Consider the following 20,654-nt stretch of genomic DNA (forward strand, 5'->3'; position numbering starts at 1 on the left):
TTATATTATTGCTTTCAACCCCCTGATAATAAGGTACATTTCCCCAAAGTCAGGAACCGCTCCCCACAAAACTGCTAAAATCTGGTAAACTATCAACCAATTTTCTGCCCAAATGTCGGCATCAGTCTGTTTTCGCCATGGTTTATGGCAACTGATGGCAGTCCGGCGTGAGTTGGGTAATTAACAGTCAGGTTAGTCGCCGCTTGCGGCTATTAGCAGTAATTTTCTGAATAAACTTGGAGGTTTTCATGGCTGTCGCTGCCAACAAACGTTCGGTAATGACGCTGTTTTCCGGTCCTACTGACATCTATAGCCATCAGGTACGTATCGTGCTGGCCGAAAAGGGTGTTAGCGTTGAAATTGAGCATGTGGAAACGGATAACCTGCCTCAGGATCTGATTGACCTCAACCCAAATCACAGCGTACCGACCCTGGTTGACCGCGAACTTACCCTGTGGGAATCCCGCATCATCATGGAATATCTTGATGAGCGTTTCCCGCACCCGCCGTTGATGCCGGTATACCCTGTTGCTCGTGGTGAAAGTCGTCTGTACATGCACCGCATCGAGAAAGACTGGTACACCCTGATGAACATAGTGGTGAACGGTTCTGCTCAGGAAGCTGACGCGGCACGCAAACAGCTGCGCGAAGAGCTGCTGGCGATCGCGCCAGTCTTCACCCAGAAGCCTTTCTTCCTGAGCGATGAGTTCAGCCTGGTGGATTGCTACCTGGCTCCTCTGCTGTGGCGTTTACCGCAGATGGGTATTGAGCTGACTGGTGCAGGCTCTAAAGAGATGAAAGGCTATATGACTCGCGTGTTTGAGCGTGACTCCTTCCTGGCCTCTCTGACCGAACCTGAGCGCGAAATGCGTCTGCATACCCGAGGCTAATGGATGGATATGTCGCAATTGTCACCGCGTCGTCCCTATCTGCTCCGTGCTTTTTACGAGTGGCTATTGGATAACCAGCTCACACCGCACCTGGTTGTGGATGTGACATTGCCAGGCGTGCATGTGCCGATGGAATATGCGCGCGACGGGCAAATTGTTCTGAATATCGCACCGCGTGCGGTAGGAAACCTGGAGCTGGGCAACAACGACGTGACCTTTAACGCCCGTTTCGGCGGCGTTCCTCGTCAGGTGTTTGTTCCTATGGCAGCGGTGCTGGCGGTTTACGCGCGTGAAAATGGTGCCGGCACCATGTTTGAGCCTGAAGCCAGCTATGACGGCGAAGCTGCCAGTCATAACGACGAGCAGGGCCCGGTCCCCGCTGAGCCAGAAATGGTCATGCAGGTGATTGATGGCGATCGCCCGGATCACGATGAAGATGATAATGGCCCGGATGATGAGCCACCTCCGCGCGGTGGCCGCCCGGCGCTACGCGTAGTGAAGTAACGATGAAGCCAGTCTTATGACTGGCTTTTTACTGCCCAAACATTGGCGCGGCTGATTGCCGATGTGAAAGCGGCAACCTACTGTCAGCGCGTCGTGATAGGCGTCGGCCTCAGCGAAGAATACACATCTTTAGTCGAGACTTTTCTTTTGAAGAGCCAAAGGTTTATCGATCGAAACTATCCCCTGACCCTGCCAGATACCAACACGCGGCCCGCCGCCATCAAGAAAGTCGTTATCAAGGTGCACCGCAGCCTGCTCACGGCATAAAAAAACCGGAGGCAACGTGTCCTCCGGCCTTTTTGTCAGCAGGTCGGATAAGCGTTAGCGCCATCCGACACGGCCATTACACTTCCAGGTAGTTCAGGATCCCGTCAGCCGCTTTACGGCCTTCAGCAATCGCCGTTACCACCAGGTCTGAACCACGAACCGCATCGCCACCGGCGAAGATTTTTGGGTTGCTGGTCTGGAACGGGTTATCGCTGCCTTCCGGTGCCAGAATGCGGCCCTGGCTGTCCAGCTCCACGCTGTGCTTTTCCAGCCACTGCATGCTGTGCGGACGGAAGCCAAACGCCATGACCACCGCATCTGCCGGAACAACATGTTCTGAACCGGCAACGATTTCCGGGCGCCGGCGCCCGTTGGCATCCGGAGCGCCCAGCTCCGTGCGAGCGAACTTCACGCCGGAGACGCGACCGTTGGCGTTGATCTCCACGCCCAGCGGCTGCGCGTTGAACTGGAACTCAACGCCTTCTTCACGCGCGTTTTTCACTTCGCGTCTGGAGCCAGGCATGTTCTCTTCGTCGCGACGATAAGCACAGATAACGTGCGATGCGCCCTGACGCACGGAGGTCCGCACGCAGTCCATCGCGGTATCACCACCGCCAAGAACCACCACGCGTTTACCTTCCATATTCACATACGGCTCTTCAACGGTTTCACCGAAGCCCATCATTTGCTTGGTGTTGGCAATGAGGAACGGCAGGGCGTCGTAAACGCCTGGCGCATCTTCATTCTCTAAACCGCCGCGCATGGACTGGTAGGTGCCCACGCCCAGGAAGACGGAATCAAACTCGCTCAGCAGGTCGTCGATTTGCACATCGCGGCCCACTTCGGTGTTCAGTTTAAATTCGATGCCCATGCCGCTGAAGATTTCGCGGCGCTTGATCATAACGTCTTTTTCCAGCTTGAAGGCCGGGATGCCGAAGGTCAGCAGGCCGCCGATCTCCGGATGACGATCGTAAACCACCGCCTTCACGCCGTTGCGTGCCAGCACGTCCGCACAGGCCAGCCCGGCAGGGCCAGCACCGATCACAGCGACGCGCTTGCCGGTTTGCTTCACGCCGGTCAGGTCCGGCTTCCAGCCCATCTCTATCGCTTTATCGTTGATATAGCGTTCGATGTTGCCGATGGTGACGGCACCGAACTCGTCGTTCAGGGTGCAGGAACCTTCGCACAGGCGGTCCTGTGGGCATACGCGACCGCACACTTCCGGCAGGCTGTTGGTCTGGTGAGACAGCTCAGCCGCTTCAATGATGCGCCCTTCGTTGGCCAGCTTCAGCCAGTTTGGAATGTAGTTATGAACCGGGCATTTCCATTCGCAGTAAGGGTTGCCGCAGGACAGGCAGCGGTCTGCCTGCGCCTTGGCCTGGCCTTCTGAGAACGGCTCGTAAATTTCCACAAATTCAATTTTACGGATCTTGAGCGGTTTCTTTGGCGGATCAACGCGCTGTAAGTCGATAAATTGATAAACGTTTTGACTCATCGTGACCTCTTACTGCGCCTGCACCCGCAGCTCGGCTGCGGAACGACTGCGGTGACCCAACAATGCTTTGACATCACTGGACTTCGGTTTAACCAACGTGAATTTTGGTGCAAAGGCCGGCCAGTTCGCCAGAATCTCTTCGCCGCGCTGTGAACCCGTCAGCTGCACATGCTCGGTAATCATGCCGCGCAGGTGCTCTTCATGAATCGGCAGCTCTTCAACGTTGAGCAGCTCGACCAGTTCTGGGTTAACACGCTTGCGGAAATCGCCGTCTTCGTCGAGCACGTAGGCGAAACCGCCCGTCATCCCTGCGCCGAAGTTCACCCCGGTTTTACCGATGATGCAGACGATGCCGCCCGTCATGTATTCACAACCGTTATCGCCAATGCCTTCAACCACGGTGATTGCACCGGAGTTACGCACCGCGAAACGCTCGCCAGCGTGGCCCGAAGCATACAGCTTGCCGCCGGTTGCGCCGTACAGGCAGGTGTTGCCGATAATAGTCGCTTCATGGCTGCGGAATGCGGAGCCGACCGGAGGACGAATGGAGATAAGCCCGCCCGCCATGCCTTTGCCGACGTAGTCGTTGGCATCGCCGGTCAGGTGCAGCTCAACGCCGCCCGCGTTCCAGACGCCGAAGCTCTGGCCTGCGGTCCCGCTGAAGTGTGCTTTAATCGGATCTGCCGCCAGTCCCTGATCGCCATGGTGCTGTGCGATGTAGCCGGAGAGCATCGCCCCCACTGAACGGTCAGTGTTGCGGATGTCGAACCAGAACGTTTTGCTTTGCTTGTCGTCCACGTACTGCTTTGCCTGGCCCAACAGCTGGGCGTTCAAATCGCCTTTATCAAACGGCGGGTTGTGTTCGGTGCAGAACACCGCTTTGCCCGGCATGGGTTCAGCCGTTTTCAGCAGGTTAGAGAGATCCAGGTTCTGCTGTTTGGCGGTGAATCCGTCGAGCTCTTTGAGCAGGTCGGTACGGCCAATCAGATCCACCAGACGCTTCACGCCGAGCTGCGCCATCAGCTCGCGGGTTTCGCGGGCGATGAACTCAAAGTAGTTCGTTACCTTGAACGGCAGGCCATGGTAGTGGTTTTTACGCAGCTTCTCGTCCTGGGTTGCAACGCCCGTCGCGCAGTTGTTCAGATGGCAAATACGCAGGTATTTACAGCCTAAAGCAACCATCGGCCCGGTGCCGAAGCCGAAGCTTTCCGCGCCCAGAATCGCCGCTTTGATGATATCGAGGCCGGTTTTCAGACCGCCGTCCACCTGCAGACGGATCTTATGACGCAGACCGTTAGCCACCAGCGCCTGCTGGGTTTCCACCAGGCCCAGCTCCCACGGGCAGCCCGCGTATTTCACGGAGGAGAGCGGGCTTGCGCCTGTGCCGCCGTCGTAGCCTGCGATGGTGATCAGGTCCGCGTAGGCTTTCGCCACGCCGGTTGCGATAGTGCCGACGCCCGGTTCTGAAACCAGCTTCACGGAGATCATCGCTTTCGGGTTGACCTGTTTGAGGTCAAAAATCAGCTGCGCCAGATCTTCGATAGAGTAGATATCGTGATGCGGCGGAGGCGAAATCAGCGTCACGCCAGGGACGGAGTAACGCAGCTTGGCGATGTACGGGGTCACTTTGTCACCCGGTAACTGACCGCCTTCGCCAGGCTTCGCACCCTGGGCGACTTTAATCTGGATAACGTCGGCGTTGACAAGATAAGCCGGAGTCACGCCAAAGCGACCCGAAGCAACCTGCTTGATACGGGATACTTTGTTAGTGCCGTAACGCGCCGGATCTTCACCGCCTTCGCCCGAGTTGGAGTTTCCGCCGATGCTGTTCATCGCCTCGGCCAGAGATTCATGCGCTTCCGGACTTAACGCGCCGATAGACATGGCGGCAGTATCGAAGCGTTTGAACAGCTCGGTTGCCGGCTCCACGTCTTCAATGCGGACGCTCTCACCCTGAGGGGCCAGCGCCAGCATATCGCGCAGCGTAGCCACAGGACGTTCGTTAACCAGCTTGGCGTAGTCCTGATAATCTTTGTACTCGCCGCTGTTCACCGCTTTTTGCAGCGTCTGCACCACGTCCGGGTTGTAAGCATGATATTCGCCGCCGTGGACGAACTTCAGCTGGCCGCCCTGATCCAGCGGCTTGCGGACCAGCCACGCGCGTTTGGAGAGGTTGAGCAGATCCTGCTGGAAGTCGTTGAAGCCCGCGCCGCCGATACGGCTGACAACGCCCTGGAAGCACAGCTCAGAAACTTCTTTGTGCAGACCGACCGCTTCAAACAGCTTCGAGCAACGATAAGAGGCGATAGTCGAGATGCCCATTTTGGACATGATCTTGTACAGACCCTTGTTGATGCCGTTGCGATAGTTCTGCATCACGGTACGGTAGCTCTTGTCCAGCGCGCGGGTATCGACCAGACGAGCCAGCGATTCGTACGCCAGATAAGGGTAGATAGCCGTTGCACCGAAGCCCAGCAGCACCGCGAAGTGGTGCGGGTCGCGGGCGCTTGCAGTTTCAACAATGATGTTGGCGTCGCAGCGCAGGTTTTTCTCGACCAGGCGAGTCTGGATCGCGCCTACCGCCATCGGTGCCGGAACCGGCAGACGATTTTTGGCGATGTTGCGGTCAGACAGCACCAGCAGGACGGTACCGTTACGCACCATGCGCTCTGCTTCATCGCACAGGGCGCTGACGGTTTCGTGCAGCGACTTTTCGGTGACATCGTAGGTGATGTCCAGCGTGTCGGCGCGGTAGTACTCTTCGCCCAGGCTGGTCAGCTGTTGGAAATCAGACCACAGCAGAATCGGCGATTTGAAGCTCAGGCGGTGCGCCTGGCCTTCCGCTTCACAGAAGACGTTCATTTCACGGCCGATGCTGGTGGCCAGCGACATCACGTGGGCTTCACGCAGCGGATCGATTGGCGGGTTGGTGACCTGCGCAAACTGCTGACGGAAGTAGTCGTAAATAATGCGTGGCTGGCTTGAAAGCACGGCAAACGGGGTATCATCACCCATTGAGCCGACCGCTTCCTGGCCGTTTTCACCCAGCACGTGCAGGATGGAATCCAGCTCTTCCGCGCTGTAGTTAAACTGTTTCTGATAGCTCGCCAGCGTATCGTCATCCAGCTCGCGGGTACCCACTTCTTCATCCGGCAGGTCTTCAAATGGCACCAGGCGGCGCACGTTGTTTTCCATCCACTCTTTGTACGGATGACGGCTTTTCAGCTCTTCATCGGTTTCCGCAGAGTGCAGGATGCGGCCAACGCGGGTGTCGATTACCATCAGTTCGCCCGGGCCTACGCGGCCCTTCTCCACCACTTCGTCCGGCTGGTAATCCCAGATGCCGACTTCCGAGGCGCAGGTGATGAGCTTGTCTTTAGTAATGACGTAGCGGGCAGGGCGCAGGCCGTTACGGTCCAGGTTACAGGCAGCGAAACGTCCGTCGGACATAACGATACCCGCCGGGCCGTCCCACGGCTCCATGTGCATGGAGTTAAAGTCGAAGAACGCGCGCAGCTCCGGGTCCATGTTCGGGTTGTTCTGCCAGGCCGGTGGAACAAGCAGGCGCATGGCGCGCACGATATCCATACCGCCTGCCAGCAGCAGTTCAAGCATGTTATCCATCGAGCTTGAATCGGAGCCGGTTTCGTTAACAAACGGCGCGGCATCGTGCAGATCCGGGATCAGCGGGGTCTGGAACTTATAGGTACGGGCGCGCGCCCACTGGCGGTTACCGGTAATGGTGTTGATCTCGCCGTTGTGCGCCAGGTAGCGGAACGGCTGAGCCAGCGGCCAGCGGGGTACGGTGTTGGTGGAGAAGCGCTGGTGGAACAGGCAGATGGCCGATTCCAGACGCAGGTCCGCCAGGTCGAGGTAGAAGCGCGGCAGGTCAGCCGGCATACAGAGACCTTTATAGATGTTCACCAGGTTTGACAGGCTGCAAACGTAGAAGTCTTTATCCTGGATGCGTTTCTCAATGCGGCGGCGGGCGATGAACAGGCGGCGTTCCATATCGCGCGGGCGCCAGCCAGCCGGAGCATTAACAAAGATTTGTTCGATGCGAGGCTTAGAGGAGAGGGCGATTTCACCGAGCACGTCTTCATTGGTTGGCACTTCGCGCCAGCCGACGATCGACAGGGTCTCGTTTTGCAGCTCTTCTTCAACGATGCGGCGGCTGGCAGAAGCCAGGGCATCGTCCTTATTTAAGAAAATCATGCCTACGGCATAGTTCTTTGCCAGGCGCCAGCCGCGCTCCTGGGCAACAATACGGAAGAAACGGTCAGGTTTCTGTAACAGCAGGCCGCAACCGTCACCGGTTTTGCCATCGGCAAGGATCGCGCCACGGTGCTGCATTCGGGCCAGTGCGTGAATAGCAGTACGCACTACCTTGTGGCTAGGTTCGCCTTCTATGTGGGCGATCAGGCCGAAACCACAGTTATCCTTCTCAAGGGATTTATCGTACAACATATCAGTGAACCTCCCCAGGCTCTACGTGACTCACTCCAGGACCGCTGCGCACGGGCGTAAAAAGGGCATGGCGACGGGGTTTCGCGTGTCATACGCTCACCTCGCGTGTCGCCCTCTTAATTGACCTTTGCATCGGTTTCACAAGCGTTGAGGACTTGCTTTAGAGGGAATCTAAATTACTGCATAAATATGACGGGCACAGGGCCCATCCAGAAAGCTTCCAGCGGATTTCCAACTTATCGGGAAAGCGTACACAGGTCAAATGTCATTCTTATTTATGCGTAATTGTGCTAAACGATGCTTATCATGTTGAATATAAAGATTTTTCGAAGCGTTTTGGCACGCGTGGCGCACCCGTAAACGAGGCGGGTTCTGTGATCTCTCTCACTGTCTGAAAGGCAACGAAATTACAGTCCGTGCTGGCAGCAGTAATTTTACCAGCACGTTATGCTGCTAATGGGCGTGGGCGTACTGCATGACACTGTTTTTCACCGGCGGGCATATTCTTTAAAAAGAAGGTCGCAGTATAAGGAAAAGTAATCATCTGCATCGTGCGTAGAATTGCACTAATTGTGAATGGTTATTCAATAGCTAAAGCTGCGCCAGTACGCTTGATCCAGGTCATCGCGTCGTGGTGCAGAAAATGGCAGGCTACGTCCCTTTCTCGGGCCGGCCCAACAGATTATGCAGTTACAGAAATTAGTCAATATGTTTGGCGGCGATCTTACCCGCCGCTACGGGCACAAAGTCCATAAGCTCTCCCTCCACGGCGGCTTCAGCTGCCCGAACCGCGACGGCACCATCGGACGCGGCGGATGCACTTTCTGCAACGTGGCCTCTTTTGCCGATGAAACCCAGCAGCATAAGTCGATCACCGACCAGCTGGCCCATCAGGCGAAGCTCGCGGACCGCGCCCAGCACTATCTGGCCTATTTCCAGGCCTATACCAGCACATGGGCGGAAGTTCAGGTGCTGCGCTCGATGTATCAGGAAGCGGTGGCGCAGACCAACATCGTCGGGCTGTGCGTAGGTACCCGCCCGGACTGTGTGCCGGAAAGCGTTCTGGATTTATTAAGTGAATACCACGAGCGTGGCTATGAGGTCTGGCTGGAGCTGGGGCTGCAGACGGCGCACGACAAAACCCTGCGCCGCATTAATCGCGGTCACGATTTCGCCTGCTACCAGGAAACAACGCGCCGCGCCCGCCTGCGCGGCCTGAAAGTATGCAGTCATCTTATCGTCGGGCTGCCGGGCGAAGGGCAGCAGCACTGCATGGATACGCTGCAGCGCGTGGTGGAGACGGGCGTGGACGGCATCAAGCTTCATCCGCTGCACATTGTTGAGGGCAGCACTATGGCGAAGAGCTGGCAGGCGGGGCGTTTGCAGGGGATCGAACTGCAAGAATATGCTGTGACGGCAGGAGAGATGATCCGCCACACGCCGCTGGACGTCGTCTATCATCGAATTTCCGCCAATGCGCGCCGTCCGACCCTGCTGGCGCCCCTGTGGTGCGAGAACCGCTGGGCTGGCATGGCGGCCATCGATAAATATTTGCAGGCGTTCGGCCCCCAGGGCTCCGGTCTCAATACCCCCTGGGATCCCACTCTCGTCTCGTAATTCCTGAGCGCCACGTCTTTTTGCGGTATATTTAGCGGATTGTTGGCGAAGGAAACGATCCATGAAGCAAATCCGGTTACTGGCGCAATACTACGTTGATTTAATGGTGAAGCTGGGGCTGGTTCGCTTCTCCCTGCTGTTGGCCTCGGCCCTGGTGGTGCTGGCAATTATTGTGCAGATGGCGGTCACCATGCTGCTGCGCGGCGAAGTCGAAAGCATTGATGTCGTGCGTTCAATTTTCTTTGGCCTGCTGATCACGCCCTGGGCCGTTTACTTCCTCTCCGTGGTTGTCGAGCAGCTCGAAGAGTCGCGGCAACGGCTGTCAAAGCTGGTTGAAAAGCTTGAGGAGATGCGCAAGCGCGACCTGAAGCTCAACGTGCAGCTCAAGGACAACATCGCCCAGCTTAACCAGGAGATTGCCGACCGCGTGAAGGCGGAGGACGAGCGTCAGACCATGCTCGAGCAGCTCAAGGTGGAGATGCAGGAGCGTGAAGAGACCCAAATCCTGCTGGAGCAGCAGTCCTCCTTCCTGCGCTCCTTCCTGGACGCCTCGCCGGACTTGGTCTTCTATCGCAACGAAGACAAAGAGTTCTCGGGCTGTAACCGCGCCATGGAGCTGCTGACCGGCAAAAGCGAAAAGCAGCTGGTCAACCTGAAGCCGCAGGACGTCTACTCGCCGGAGGCGGCGCAGAAGGTCATTGAAACCGACGAGAAAGTCTTCCGCCACAACGTTTCTCTGACCTATGAACAGTGGCTGGATTACCCGGACGGGCGCAAAGCCTGCTTTGAAATCCGCAAAGTGCCTTATTACGACCGCGTGGGTAAGCGCCACGGCCTGATGGGCTTTGGACGCGATATTACCGAGCGTAAGCGCTACCAGGACGCGTTAGAGCGCGCCAGTCGGGATAAGACCACCTTCATTTCTACCATCAGCCACGAGCTGCGCACGCCGCTTAACGGCATCGTCGGCTTAAGCCGTATCCTGCTTGATACCGAGTTGAACGCCGAGCAGACCAACTATCTGAAAACAATTCACGTCTCGGCCATCACGCTGGGTAATATCTTCAACGATATTATCGATATGGATAAGCTTGAGCGTCACAAAGTGCAGCTGGACAACCAGCAGGTGGACTTCACCAGCTTCCTGGCGGACCTGGAAAACCTCTCCGGGCTGCAGGCGCAGCAGAAAGGCCTGCGTTTCGTTATGGAGCCTGCTCTTCCGCTGCCGCATAAAGTGGTGACCGACGGCACCCGTCTGCGCCAGATCCTCTGGAATCTCATCAGCAACGCCGTGAAATTTACCCCGAAAGACGGGCAGGTCACGGTGCGCGTACGCTATGAAAACGAAAATCAGCTGCGTTTTGAGGTGCAGGATTCCGGGATTGGCATCCCGCAGAACGAGCAGGACAAGATCTTCGCCATGTATTACCAGGTGAAAGACAGCAAGGGCGGCAAGCCTGCCACAGGCACCGGGATAGGCCTTGCGGTGTCCCGCCGCCTGGCGAAAAGCATGGGCGGCGATATTACCGTCAGCAGCGAGCCGGGCGAAGGGGCGCTGTTCACCCTCACCGTGCTGGCTCCGCGCGTGGCGGAAGAAGTGGAAGACACGCTGGACGACGACGAGATGCCGCTGCCCGCGCTGCACGTACTGCTGGTGGAAGATATCGAGCTGAACGTGATTGTTGCCCGCTCGGTGCTGGAAAAACTCGGCAACAGCGTTGACGTGGCAATGACGGGCAAAGAAGCGCTGGAGAAGTTTACGCCCGGTGAATACGACCTCGTCCTGCTGGATATTCAGCTGCCGGACATGACCGGGCTGGATATCTCCCGCGAACTTAACTTCCGCTTTGCCAAAGAGGATTTGCCGCCGCTGGTGGCGCTGACGGCAAACGTGCTGAAGGACAAAAAAGAGTATCTGAACGCTGGCATGGATGACGTGCTCAGCAAGCCGCTGGCGGTGCCGGCGCTGATGGCGGTCATCCAGAAATTCTGGGATAACCAACAGTCTGACCCTGAGAAGGAACCTGTAATGACTCAAGTTGACAGCAGCAAGCAGCAGGCGTTACTCGATATACCCATGCTCGAACAATATATGGAGCTGGTCGGACCGAAGCTCATCACCGACGGGCTGGCGATGTTTGAGAAGATGATGCCAGGCTATTTAAGCATCCTGGACTCCAATATGACCGCCCGTGACCAGAAAGGTGTCGTGGAGGAGGGGCATAAAATCAAAGGCGCGGCAGGCTCCGTGGGCCTGCGTCATCTTCAGCAGGTTGCCCAGCAGATCCAGTCGCCGGATTTACCCGCCTGGTCTGATAACGTGGGTGAATGGATTGAAGAGCTGAAGCAGGAGTGGCAGCACGACGTGGACGTACTCAGGGCATGGGTCGCCGTGAACGGCAAAAAATGACCCCGGATAGACCGGGGTGCGCGAATACTGCGCCAACACCAGGGAAACCTGGAGGCTGCGCTGAGTTTTTATAGGTGGGAATCAGGCTGCGCAGCCTGCAATTCGCGGGATGCTCAGCATTTAAGATAGCAAACCCTACAAACTTTGTTACATGAATCAGTAAAATGTGTGAGCCACAGCGGCCAAATTATTCAGGCTAATAATGGTGGGCGCATGACGAAAAAGGGACGTACTAATGACGAAAACAGGCGTGGCGGCAGGCCACTTTGACGACGGTAAATTCGCTGTCCGCGTGCTGGATCTGAACGCATGAGGAAAGGACGATTTTCCACCTGGATGCAGATAAAGCGCTGGGCCCTGCGCGCCGTGCTGGCCGTTATCGGCGTATGGATAGCAGGTATTCTGCTTTTCAGCTTCCTGCCGGTGCCGTTTTCGGCGGTGATGGTCGAGCGACAGCTTGGCGCCTGGCTGACGGGCGATTTCAGCTACGTTGCCCATTCCGACTGGGTGAGCATGGACGAAATCTCCCCGTGGATGCCGCTGGCGGTAATGGCCGCCGAAGACCAGAAGTTCCCGGAGCACTGGGGCTTTGATATGGACTCTATCGAAAAAGCAATTTCGCACAACGAGCGCAATGAAACCCGCATTCGCGGCGCGTCAACGCTCTCCCAGCAAACCGCGAAGAATCTCTTTTTGTGGGACGGGCGCAGCTGGGTGCGCAAAGGCCTGGAGGCCGGGCTGACGCTGGGAATGGAGGTGGTATGGACGAAACGCCGAATACTGACCGTCTACCTGAATATCGCGGAATTTGGCGAAGGGACGTTTGGCGTTGAAGCCGCCGCGCAGCGTTATTTCCACAAGCCAGCGAGCCGTTTAACGGCCTCGGAAGCCGCTCTGCTTGCCGCCGTGCTGCCTAATCCAATTCGCTTTAAAGCGAATGCGCCTTCCGGCTATGTGGGACAGCGCCAGCAGTGGATTCTAAGGCAGATGCGCCAGCTGGGTGGGGAATCGTTCCTGGCGCAGCTTGATTTGAAATAAGTTAGTCTTCGTCAAAACCGGCGTTGAACAGCGCAACCACCGCTGCCAGCGCCTGTTCTTCCTGCGGGCCGGTGACCTCCACTTCGATCTGCCCGCCCTTGGCCGAATCCAGCATCAGCAGCGCAATCACGCTGCTGGCCTCGGCCTCGGTGCCCGCTTCATTACGTAGCATCACTTCCGCATCAAAGCTCTGCACCAGCTCAAACAGTTTCATCGCCGGACGCGCGTGCATGCCCAGCTTATTGGTGATTTCAACGGTATGTTTTACGGTCATGTTTTACGTTTTTCCAGCGTACGATGACGAGACTGAACGTTCTTACCGCGCGAGCGGAAGTAGTCGGCCAGCTGCTCGGCAATGTAGACCGAGCGGTGCTTACCTCCGGTACAGCCGATAGCTACGGTCAGGTAGCTGCGGTTGTTGGTTTCCAGCATCGGTAACCATAGCTCAAGGTAGCTACGGGTCTGGTAAATAAAATTGTGTACTTCTGTGTGCCGGTCGAGGAATGCCGCAACCGGGCGGTCCAGGCCGGTCATCGGGCGCAGCTTCGGATCCCAGTGTGGGTTCGGCAGGAAGCGCACGTCAAATACATAGTCGGCATCGATGGGAATGCCGTGCTTGAAGCCGAAGGATTCGAAAACCATCGTCAGCTCACGCTCGCGTTTGCCCAGCAGGCGGGTACGCAGCATTTCGGCCAGCTCGTGCACCGACATCTCAGACGTGTCGATGATCAGGTCGGCACGGGATTTAAGCGGCTCTAACAGGGCGCTCTCTTCGTCGATAGCACTTTCAAGCGAGAGGTTTTTGCTGGAAAGAGGATGCAGGCGGCGCGTGTCGCTGTAGCGGCGAATCAGCGTGTTGCGGTCCGCATCAAGGAACAACAGCTGCGGGGAGAAGGCGTCCGGCAGGTTAGTCATCGCCTGTTCGAAAATCTCCGGGTTCTCCGGCATGTTTCGCACGTCAATGCTAACAGCCGCCGAGATTTGCCGCTCCGCGAGGGTTTTCGCAAGATCCGGCAGTAACACCACTGGCAGGTTATCGACACAGTAGAATCCCATATCTTCCAGTGCACGCAAGGCTACAGACTTCCCTGAACCTGAGCGGCCGCTGACAATCATCAGCACCATGTATTTATTCTCCCGAGGTATCTAGCGGTAACGACAGCGTCAGCTCCGCCGGATTATTCACTTTCACTACCCTGTTCTGACTCGGTAATGATCTGATAAAGCTCTTCGTCGCTAAGCGCCGCCCGCAGACGGCGGCAGATGGTCTTATCCGCCAGGCGTTTGGCTACCAGCGAAAGCGTATGCAGATGCGTTTTGGTCTGATCGGCTGGCACCAGCAGGGCAAAGAGCAGATCGACCGGCTGATTGTCTATCGCATCGAACGCGATAGGCGTTTCCAGCTGTATAAACACCCCAACGGCGCGCAGGGTATCTTCCTCAAGCTTACCGTGCGGAATGGCAATGCCGTTGCCGATACCGGTACTGCCCATACGTTCGCGGGTAAGTACGGCTTCAAAGACGACCTGCGGCGGCAGACCAAGCTGCTTAGCAGCCAGTTCGCTGATGATTTCCAGAGCGCGCTTCTTGCTCTGGCAATGTACACCGCTGCGGGTACATTCCTGGTTAAGGACCTGACTAAGTTGTAGAGCGGAATCGTTGTTCATCATAAGTTCACCTAAGCACCCTGTAATGCTAACGGCCCGTTACCACGGGATAACGAGCCGTCGAGGCGCAAACAGATACCCGGATTATCAGTGTTGTTTTAGTTTATCTTTATGTTTAGTTAACTGGCGAGCCAGTTTATCGATCAGGCCGTCAATGGCCGCATACATGTCCTGCCCTTCGGCGCTGGCATGTAATTCGCCCCCGTTAACATGGAGCGTAGCATCCGCCAGATGGGTGACCTTTTCTACTTTTAAAACAATATAGACCTGATTGATGCGTTCGAAGTACTGCTCCAGTTTGGCAAACTTCGCATTCACAAAATCGCGCAGTGCGTCCGTGATCTCGACGTTTTGTCCGGTAATGTTGAGCTGCATAGTGTCTTCCTTATCAGTAGAGTCAGACAAGCTGTTTACGCTGGTTTGACGGTGGTATGGATAAAGACTCTCGGTACTTCGCAACGGTGCGGCGTGCAACCATAATGCCTTGATCTGAAAGCATAGTCGTTAACTTGCTATCACTCAGAGGTTTCGCAGGGTTTTCCGCCGCAATTAACTTCTTCACCAGCGCACGGATGGCCGTGGAGGAGGCTTCGCCGCCGCCCTCGGTGTTCACATGGCTGGAGAAGAAATATTTCAGTTCAAAAATGCCGCGCGGGCTGTGCAAATACTTCTGCGTAGTCACGCGTGAAATAGTGGATTCGTGCATTTCTACGGCCTGGGCGATATCCGCCAGCACCATTGGCCGCATGTGTTCTTCGCCATGCTCGAAAAAACCTTGCTGCTGCTCGACGATACAGCGGCTGACGCGCAGCAGGGTATCGTTACGGCTCTCAAGGCTTTTAATCAGCCACTTCGCTTCCTGCAGATTACTGCGGATGTACTGCGAATCGCTGTCGCTACGTCCGCTGTTGCCCAGCGCTGCGTACTGCTGGTTTATTTTCAGGCGTGGAATGCTATCTGAATTGAGTTCGACGGTCCAATGCCCCTGGAGCTTACGCACCAGCACGTCGGGAATAACGTACTCCGGCTCGCCGGTCTGAATGGAATGGCCAGGGCGCGGGTCGAGGGACTGGATCAGGCACATGGCCTCTTTCAGCACGTCCTCTTTCAGGCGAGTGACGCGCATCAGACTACGGAAATCGTGGTTCGCCAGCAGGTCGAGATGCTCGCTGACAATCAGGCGCGCTTCGCTAAGCCACGGCGTTTCTTTGGCGTACTGGGAAAGCTGCACCAGCAGACAATCGCGCAGATCGCGCGCCGCAACGCCGATGGGATCAAAACGCTGGATGCGTTTGAGGACGGCCTCAACCTCATCGAGGGTGATTTCTTCATCGCCCATGCTTTCAAGAATTTCTTCGAGGGAAACGGTGAGATAACCCGTTTCATCAACGGCGTCGACGATAGAGGTGGCAATAGCGGTGTCGGTGTCGGAGAACGGCGTCAGATCCACCTGCCACATCAGGTAATCCTGGAGAGACTGGGTCGTTTCGCCCTGGTAGACCGGGAGCTCATCGTCGCTGTAGTCAGATCCCGCGCCGGAAGGGGAGCCGGCCGTGTAAATTTCGTCCCAGCTGGTATCCAGCGGGAGCTCTTCGGGCATCTCTTTTTGTTCAAGCGCATCGCGAATATCCAGCGCTTCGTCTTCACGGGCTTCCTGCGCGTCGATTTCCTCATGCGGGTCGGTTTGCTCAAGCAGCGGATTATTCTCCAGCGCCTGTTGAAGTTCCTGCTGTAGCTCCAGCGTCGACAATTGCAGCAGACGAATAGCCTGCTGCAGCTGAGGAGTCATAGCAAGTTGTTGGCTGAGCCGTAACTGCAAACCTTGCTTCATATTCAGAGCGAACTTCCCCACATGTTTAGGTGTATGCGTCCTACCCTATCAGAGTCTGAACTCTTCGCCCAGATAGACGCGCTTAACATGCTCGTCCTCAAGGATTTCACCCGGCGTGCCGTGGGCGATTAAATGGCCCTGGCTGACGATGTAAGCGCGTTCACAAACCGCGAGGGTTTCACGTACGTTGTGGTCAGTTATCAGCACACCGAGGCCGCTGTCGCGTAAATGCTCGATGATTCGCTTGATGTCGATAACGGAAATTGGGTCAACGCCGGCAAAAGGTTCATCCAGCAGAATAAATTTTGGGTTAGCGGCCAGCGCGCGGGCGATTTCCACACGACGGCGCTCACCGCCGGACAGGGACTGGCCGAGGTTATTGCGCAGATGTTCAATGTGGAACTCTTCCATCAGCTCGTTCGCACGGTCATCGCGCTGTTCGCTGGTCAGATCGTCCCGGATTTGCAGAACGGCCATCAGGTTATCAAACACGCTCAGGCGGCGGAAAATAGACGCTTCCTGCGGAAGATAGCCGATGCCGCGGCGTGCTCGAGCGTGCAGCGGCAGCATACTGATATCTTCGTCATCAATGATGATGTTACCCGCGTCGCGCGGCACGATACCTACAACCATATAAAACGTCGTGGTTTTCCCCGCACCGTTCGGGCCGAGCAGGCCGACAATTTCACCTGATTTTACAGTCAGGCTAACGTCTTCCACCACGCGGCGGCCTTTATAGGCCTTGGCGAGGTTCTTCGCAATTAAAGTTGCCATAACGAATTAGTTACTCTTTTTAGGGGCCGGAGCGGGCGCCTGGGCCGCCTTGCCGTCTTTTTTCTGCAGCTGTGAAGGCACCAGAACGGTGGTCACGCGCTTGCCTTTCTCGCTGAAGGCCTGCATTTTCTGCTCTTTCACGAGATAGGTAATTTTGTCGCCTTTGATATTACTGTCGAGCTGCTCAAGGAACGCATCGCCCGTCAGCACCACAAAGTCGTTTTGCAGTTCGTAATGCATGGTAGAGGCGTGGCCCTTAACCGGCTTGCCGCTGTCCTGCATCTGGTAAAACGTGGCGGGCTTACCGAAGCCGTCAATCACTTCTTTGCCCTGCTCGCCGCCCGGACGGGTGACCACAACCTTGTCGGCGTTAATCTTGATGCTGCCCTGCGTGACGATGACGTTACCGGTGAAGGTGACGACGTTGCCCTGCATATCCAGAGACTGCTGGTCAGATTCAATGTGAATGGGCTGCTCGGTATCACCGGTCAGCGCAAAGGCCGAAAAGCTGGCGGCCAAAAGTGTACTGCTCAGGGCTAAACTAAGGCTTAGTTTGTTTATTCTGGATTTCATAGGATGTTCTAACCTTTTCAATCAGCTCGGCGTTTTTGCTGCGTAAGTTTCCGCGCATTTTCATGCCGCTGGAGTTAAAGCTCGTGCCATACAGCGTCACCAAATCATCAGAGGCGACATCCTGAGTGATTAAGTTAACCTGCGCGTTGTCTGTGGTAATTTTACGTAACTGGGAATCCGGCGTCAGGGCTGTCAGCACGACGTTCCCGTACAGATAAAGCATCCTGTCATTGGTTAGTTTGGCGCGATCTGCAGTTAATGACCAGGTTGCCACTTTATTTTCATCGTACTGCGTCATTACCGGCTTCGTGAACCACGAAATAGCCGTGTCGGAGAAGTACTCGACGTGCGCGGCAATCAGACGATAATTCAGCGCCCCTTCAGGGTTGTAGACAACCGTAGAGGAGTGCTCGCTCTGGTAAGTCGGCTCGTTGGTGGCTACAGTCGGTGCGGTGACGTCGTCTTTGTCCACCAGGTTAACACCAATCAGCACCAGCGCTACAAGCGACAACAGGATAATAACCCAACGCCTGGTTTTACTCATATGGACAGCCCTTTGGCTTCATCAAGCTTTCCTTGTGCCAGTAACAGCAGGTCGCAGACTTCACGCACCGCGCCGCGTCCGCCCGAAATGCGGGTTACGTAATCCGCGCGGGGAATGAGCAGGGGATGGGCATCGGCAACCGCCACGCTCAGCCCCACTTCCGCCATTACCGGCCAGTCGATAAGGTCGTCACCGACATAGGCTACCTGTTCAGGCGAGAGCGCGAGTTTAGCCAACAGGTCACGAAAAGCCAGCAGCTTATCGGATTGTCCCTGATAAAGATGGGTAATGCCTAACGTCTCGCAGCGGTCTTCAAGGAGCTTCGCCTTACGACCGGTAATAATAGCGACTTCAATACTGGAAGTGAGGGCGCAGCGGATGCCGTAGCCATCCCGCACGTTAAAGGCCTTCAGCTCTTCGCCGCTGTTGCCCATGTAGATCAGGCCGTCGGACATGACGCCGTCCACATCCAGTATGAGCAAGCGCACGTTTGCTGCCCGCTCCATCACGCGCGCACTCACTGGCCCATAGCAGGTATCGAGTGACGCTTCAGGGTTACTCATTCATTCTAATCCTTTGTTAAACCACGCCTGCGCGCAGCATGTCATGCATATGTACCACACCAATCAGCTGGTCGCCATCGGCGACCAGCACAGAGGTGATATGGCGGGACTGCATCAGGTTGAGGGCATCGACGGCAAGCGTTCCCGGGCGCACCCGGATACCGCCTGTGGTCATTACGTCGGCGATGTTCAGGGTGTGCAAGTCGACACCCATATCGAAGACGCGGCGCAGGTCACCATCGGTGAAAATCCCTTCGATCTTCATCAGGTCGTTGCAGATCACTGTCATGCCCATATTTTTACGGGTGATCTCCAGCAGCGCATCACGCAGGGTTGCGTCTTTGCTTACGTGGGGAATTTCGTCGCCAGTGTGCATGATATCGTTGACGCGCAGTAACAGTTTACGCCCCAGCGCGCCGCCCGGATGAGAGAGAGCAAAATCTTCCTGCGTAAAGCCGCGCGCTTTCAGCAACGCCACCGCCAGGGCATCGCCCATAACCAGCGTCGCCGTGGTGCTGGTGGTCGGTGCCAGACCAAGCGGGCAGGCTTCCTGTGGCACTTTAATGCACAGATGAATATCCGCCGCGCGGCCCATGGCACTCTCAGGGCGGCCAGTCATGCAGATTAGCGGCACCTGAAGACGTTTCAGCACGGGGATCAGCGCGAGAATTTCGTTAGATTCACCGGAGTTGGATATGGCAATCACCACGTCCTGAGGAGAAACCATACCCAGATCGCCGTGGCTCGCCTCACCTGGATGAACAAAGAACGCAGGCGTCCCGGTGCTGGCAAATGTCGCCGCCATTTTTTTGCCGATATGGCCAGATTTGCCCATGCCCATCACGACGACTTTGCCGGGGCAGTAGAAAATCTTTTCGCAGGCGGCAGAGAAATCAGCGTTGATGTACTGATCGAGCTGCGCCAGACCTTCACGTTCAATATTAAGGACGTCTTTTCCCGCCTGTTGAAAGTCAAAGCCCGGCTGTAGTGCTATGTGTGACATATTTTCCGTTTCCGATTTATCCAACGACTGGTGAGGCCAAAAACCACAGCATCACGATCCATACGATAAAGGCACATGTTAACAGAGCGCCTGCCGCCTTGCCGATAGAGCGTGGCTTACGCCAGCAAAGCAGGGCGAAAATGGCACTAACCGCTAACATCACCCAGTAGTCACGGGCAAAGGCCAGCGGGTCAATATCGCCCGGGGCGATGAGCGCCGGGATGCCCAGCACGAACACAATATTAAATATATTCGACCCGATGATACTACCAATAGCAATGTCATCTTCGCCTTTACGCGCACCGGCAATGGTGGTGGCCAGTTCCGGCAGGCTGGTACCGATGGCTATCACCGTCAGGCCGATGACCAGCTCGCTCACGCCAAAGAAATTGGCCAGCACGGTGGCGTTATCGATAACCATGCGCGTCGCCATTGGCAAAATAATCAGCGCCACGGCGAGCCACAGAAATGCTACGGACAGGCTACCCTCCCTGGGGAGCTCGGCTATTTGCTCTCTGGTCAGGCTGTCGTGCCCCTGCTTTTCAGCCAGCCGCGCCAGCTTAACGATAAACAGCAAATAGAGCACCGCCGTCGCGATAAGCAGCGCGCCGTTTAGCCTGCTCAAATTATTATCGTAAAGAAGAAAACCCACAATGCCGCTGAAGACTAACATTAGGGGCAATTCGCGGCGCAGGATATCGGAATTGACGGTAAAAGGGTGCAGGAGCGCCGCCAGCCCCAGAATCAGCATAATATTAGTGATATTCGACCCTATCGCCGTGCCAACCGCCAGATCCAGCTGGCCGTGCAGGGCTGCCGAGCCTGCAACGATCATCTCCGGAAGGGACGTCCCGATGCTGACGACGGTCATACCAATAATCAGGGGCGGAATTCCCAAATTGCGGCAAAGTATAGAAGCGGCAAACACCAGACGGTCGGCACCATAGACCACCAGAAGTAAACCGATAATTAACAGAGCCGTAGCTAACAGCATGCAAAATCCTTTATTCA

General features: G+C 56.2%; 18 protein-coding genes and 1 pseudogene. 6 read left to right on the forward strand and 13 right to left on the reverse strand.

Features of this window, described 5'->3' with window-relative positions; translation table 11 throughout:
• The first annotated feature begins 248 nt into the window (after positions 1 to 248).
• From sspA to ACA108_02220, 3 genes and pseudogenes are all read left to right on the forward strand, one after another.
• Entirely contained in the window at positions 249 to 890 is a 642-nt protein-coding gene (sspA, locus tag ACA108_02210) for a stringent starvation protein SspA (protein ID XEX96380.1), read from the forward strand.
• Positions 891 to 893: 3 nt separating this feature from the next.
• Positions 894 to 1,394: a ClpXP protease specificity-enhancing factor gene (sspB, locus tag ACA108_02215; protein ID XEX96381.1), complete on the forward strand. Its 501-nt coding sequence runs from the start codon at positions 894 to 896 to the stop codon at positions 1,392 to 1,394.
• Positions 1,395 to 1,424: 30 nt separating this feature from the next.
• Positions 1,425 to 1,541: pseudogene (locus tag ACA108_02220) on the forward strand (N-acetylmannosamine kinase).
• A 196-nt stretch (positions 1,542 to 1,737) separates the two neighbouring features.
• Here ACA108_02220 and ACA108_02225 read toward each other — a convergent pair.
• Together ACA108_02225 and gltB are read right to left on the reverse strand one after the other, a co-directional pair.
• Entirely contained in the window at positions 1,738 to 3,156 is a 1,419-nt protein-coding gene (locus tag ACA108_02225; GenBank protein ID XEX96382.1) for a glutamate synthase small subunit, read from the reverse strand.
• A gap of 9 nt (positions 3,157 to 3,165) precedes the next feature.
• Positions 3,166 to 7,623 carry a glutamate synthase large subunit gene (gltB, locus tag ACA108_02230; protein ID XEX96383.1) on the reverse strand — a complete coding sequence of 1,486 codons (4,458 nt, stop codon included), beginning with the start codon at positions 7,621 to 7,623 and terminating at the stop codon, positions 3,166 to 3,168.
• A gap of 684 nt (positions 7,624 to 8,307) precedes the next feature.
• On the opposite strand from gltB, the gene ACA108_02235 reads away from it, so the two are divergent.
• The 3 genes from ACA108_02235 (at position 8,308) to mtgA (ending at position 12,688) form a co-directional block, all read left to right on the forward strand.
• A complete protein-coding gene (locus tag ACA108_02235; protein XEX96384.1) occupies positions 8,308 to 9,240 on the forward strand; it encodes a TIGR01212 family radical SAM protein in 933 nt (310 codons plus the stop codon).
• A 61-nt stretch (positions 9,241 to 9,301) separates the two neighbouring features.
• Entirely contained in the window at positions 9,302 to 11,650 is a 2,349-nt protein-coding gene (arcB, locus tag ACA108_02240) for an aerobic respiration two-component sensor histidine kinase ArcB (protein ID XEX96385.1), read from the forward strand.
• Positions 11,651 to 11,959: 309 nt separating this feature from the next.
• Entirely contained in the window at positions 11,960 to 12,688 is a 729-nt protein-coding gene (mtgA, locus tag ACA108_02245) for a monofunctional biosynthetic peptidoglycan transglycosylase (protein XEX96386.1), read from the forward strand.
• Between the two features lies 1 nt (position 12,689).
• Here the strand turns inward: mtgA and npr are convergent, their stop codons facing one another.
• From npr to ACA108_02300, 11 genes are all read right to left on the reverse strand, one after another.
• Positions 12,690 to 12,962 (reverse strand): PTS phosphocarrier protein NPr, encoded by a 273-nt coding sequence (npr, locus tag ACA108_02250; protein XEX96387.1) that lies wholly within the window; start codon positions 12,960 to 12,962, stop codon positions 12,690 to 12,692.
• Positions 12,959 to 13,813 carry an RNase adapter RapZ gene (rapZ, locus tag ACA108_02255; protein ID XEX96388.1) on the reverse strand — a complete coding sequence of 285 codons (855 nt, stop codon included), beginning with the start codon at positions 13,811 to 13,813 and terminating at the stop codon, positions 12,959 to 12,961. The genes npr and rapZ overlap by 4 nt, the downstream gene beginning before the upstream one ends.
• Positions 13,814 to 13,866: 53 nt before the next feature.
• Positions 13,867 to 14,358: a PTS IIA-like nitrogen regulatory protein PtsN gene (gene ptsN, locus ACA108_02260; GenBank protein XEX96389.1), complete on the reverse strand. Its 492-nt coding sequence runs from the start codon at positions 14,356 to 14,358 to the stop codon at positions 13,867 to 13,869.
• Between the two features lie 84 nt (positions 14,359 to 14,442).
• Positions 14,443 to 14,730, reverse strand: coding sequence for a ribosome hibernation promoting factor (hpf, locus tag ACA108_02265; protein XEX96390.1), 288 nt, complete (start codon positions 14,728 to 14,730; stop codon positions 14,443 to 14,445).
• A 22-nt stretch (positions 14,731 to 14,752) separates the two neighbouring features.
• Positions 14,753 to 16,186, reverse strand: coding sequence for an RNA polymerase factor sigma-54 (gene rpoN / locus ACA108_02270; GenBank protein ID XEX96391.1), 1,434 nt, complete (start codon positions 16,184 to 16,186; stop codon positions 14,753 to 14,755).
• 48 nt (positions 16,187 to 16,234) lie between these two features.
• Entirely contained in the window at positions 16,235 to 16,960 is a 726-nt protein-coding gene (gene lptB, locus ACA108_02275) for an LPS export ABC transporter ATP-binding protein (GenBank protein ID XEX96392.1), read from the reverse strand.
• Positions 16,961 to 16,966: 6 nt separating this feature from the next.
• Positions 16,967 to 17,533 carry a lipopolysaccharide ABC transporter substrate-binding protein LptA gene (gene lptA / locus ACA108_02280; protein XEX96393.1) on the reverse strand — a complete coding sequence of 189 codons (567 nt, stop codon included), beginning with the start codon at positions 17,531 to 17,533 and terminating at the stop codon, positions 16,967 to 16,969.
• Entirely contained in the window at positions 17,502 to 18,077 is a 576-nt protein-coding gene (gene lptC / locus ACA108_02285; protein ID XEX96394.1) for an LPS export ABC transporter periplasmic protein LptC, read from the reverse strand. Before lptC ends, lptA begins: the two co-directional genes overlap by 32 nt.
• Complete coding sequence (gene kdsC, locus ACA108_02290; GenBank protein ID XEX96395.1) at positions 18,074 to 18,640, reverse strand: 3-deoxy-manno-octulosonate-8-phosphatase KdsC; 567 nt, start codon at positions 18,638 to 18,640, stop codon at positions 18,074 to 18,076. The genes lptC and kdsC overlap by 4 nt, the downstream gene beginning before the upstream one ends.
• Positions 18,641 to 18,656: 16 nt before the next feature.
• Complete coding sequence (gene kdsD / locus ACA108_02295; protein XEX96396.1) at positions 18,657 to 19,643, reverse strand: arabinose-5-phosphate isomerase KdsD; 987 nt, start codon at positions 19,641 to 19,643, stop codon at positions 18,657 to 18,659.
• Positions 19,644 to 19,659: 16 nt separating this feature from the next.
• Complete coding sequence (locus tag ACA108_02300) at positions 19,660 to 20,637, reverse strand: calcium/sodium antiporter (protein XEX96397.1); 978 nt, start codon at positions 20,635 to 20,637, stop codon at positions 19,660 to 19,662.
• Positions 20,638 to 20,654: the final 17 nt, after the last annotated feature.

The sequence above is a fragment of the Dryocola sp. LX212 genome, from assembly GCA_041504365.1.
Classification (GTDB): Bacteria; Pseudomonadota; Gammaproteobacteria; order Enterobacterales; family Enterobacteriaceae; genus Dryocola.

What these genes read in the sequence shown, in the direction of transcription:
- arcB (XEX96385.1), top strand. Translation starts at nt 9,302, where the DNA reads ATGAAGCAAATCCGGTTACTGGCGCAATACTACGTTGATTTAATGGTG.
- ACA108_02235 (XEX96384.1), top strand. Translation starts at nt 8,308, where the DNA reads ATGCAGTTACAGAAATTAGTCAATATGTTTGGCGGCGATCTTACCCGC.
- lptC (XEX96394.1), bottom strand. Translation starts at nt 18,077, where the DNA reads ATGAGTAAAACCAGGCGTTGGGTTATTATCCTGTTGTCGCTTGTAGCG.
- mtgA (XEX96386.1), top strand. Translation starts at nt 11,960, where the DNA reads ATGAGGAAAGGACGATTTTCCACCTGGATGCAGATAAAGCGCTGGGCC.
- hpf (XEX96390.1), bottom strand. Translation starts at nt 14,730, where the DNA reads ATGCAGCTCAACATTACCGGACAAAACGTCGAGATCACGGACGCACTG.
- sspB (XEX96381.1), top strand. Translation starts at nt 894, where the DNA reads ATGGATATGTCGCAATTGTCACCGCGTCGTCCCTATCTGCTCCGTGCT.
- ACA108_02225 (XEX96382.1), bottom strand. Translation starts at nt 3,156, where the DNA reads ATGAGTCAAAACGTTTATCAATTTATCGACTTACAGCGCGTTGATCCG.
- rapZ (XEX96388.1), bottom strand. Translation starts at nt 13,813, where the DNA reads ATGGTGCTGATGATTGTCAGCGGCCGCTCAGGTTCAGGGAAGTCTGTA.
- sspA (XEX96380.1), top strand. Translation starts at nt 249, where the DNA reads ATGGCTGTCGCTGCCAACAAACGTTCGGTAATGACGCTGTTTTCCGGT.
- npr (XEX96387.1), bottom strand. Translation starts at nt 12,962, where the DNA reads ATGACCGTAAAACATACCGTTGAAATCACCAATAAGCTGGGCATGCAC.
- gltB (XEX96383.1), bottom strand. Translation starts at nt 7,623, where the DNA reads ATGTTGTACGATAAATCCCTTGAGAAGGATAACTGTGGTTTCGGCCTG.
- lptA (XEX96393.1), bottom strand. Translation starts at nt 17,533, where the DNA reads ATGAAATCCAGAATAAACAAACTAAGCCTTAGTTTAGCCCTGAGCAGT.
- ptsN (XEX96389.1), bottom strand. Translation starts at nt 14,358, where the DNA reads ATGATGAACAACGATTCCGCTCTACAACTTAGTCAGGTCCTTAACCAG.
- rpoN (XEX96391.1), bottom strand. Translation starts at nt 16,186, where the DNA reads ATGAAGCAAGGTTTGCAGTTACGGCTCAGCCAACAACTTGCTATGACT.
- lptB (XEX96392.1), bottom strand. Translation starts at nt 16,960, where the DNA reads ATGGCAACTTTAATTGCGAAGAACCTCGCCAAGGCCTATAAAGGCCGC.
- kdsC (XEX96395.1), bottom strand. Translation starts at nt 18,640, where the DNA reads ATGAGTAACCCTGAAGCGTCACTCGATACCTGCTATGGGCCAGTGAGT.
- kdsD (XEX96396.1), bottom strand. Translation starts at nt 19,643, where the DNA reads ATGTCACACATAGCACTACAGCCGGGCTTTGACTTTCAACAGGCGGGA.
- ACA108_02300 (XEX96397.1), bottom strand. Translation starts at nt 20,637, where the DNA reads ATGCTGTTAGCTACGGCTCTGTTAATTATCGGTTTACTTCTGGTGGTC.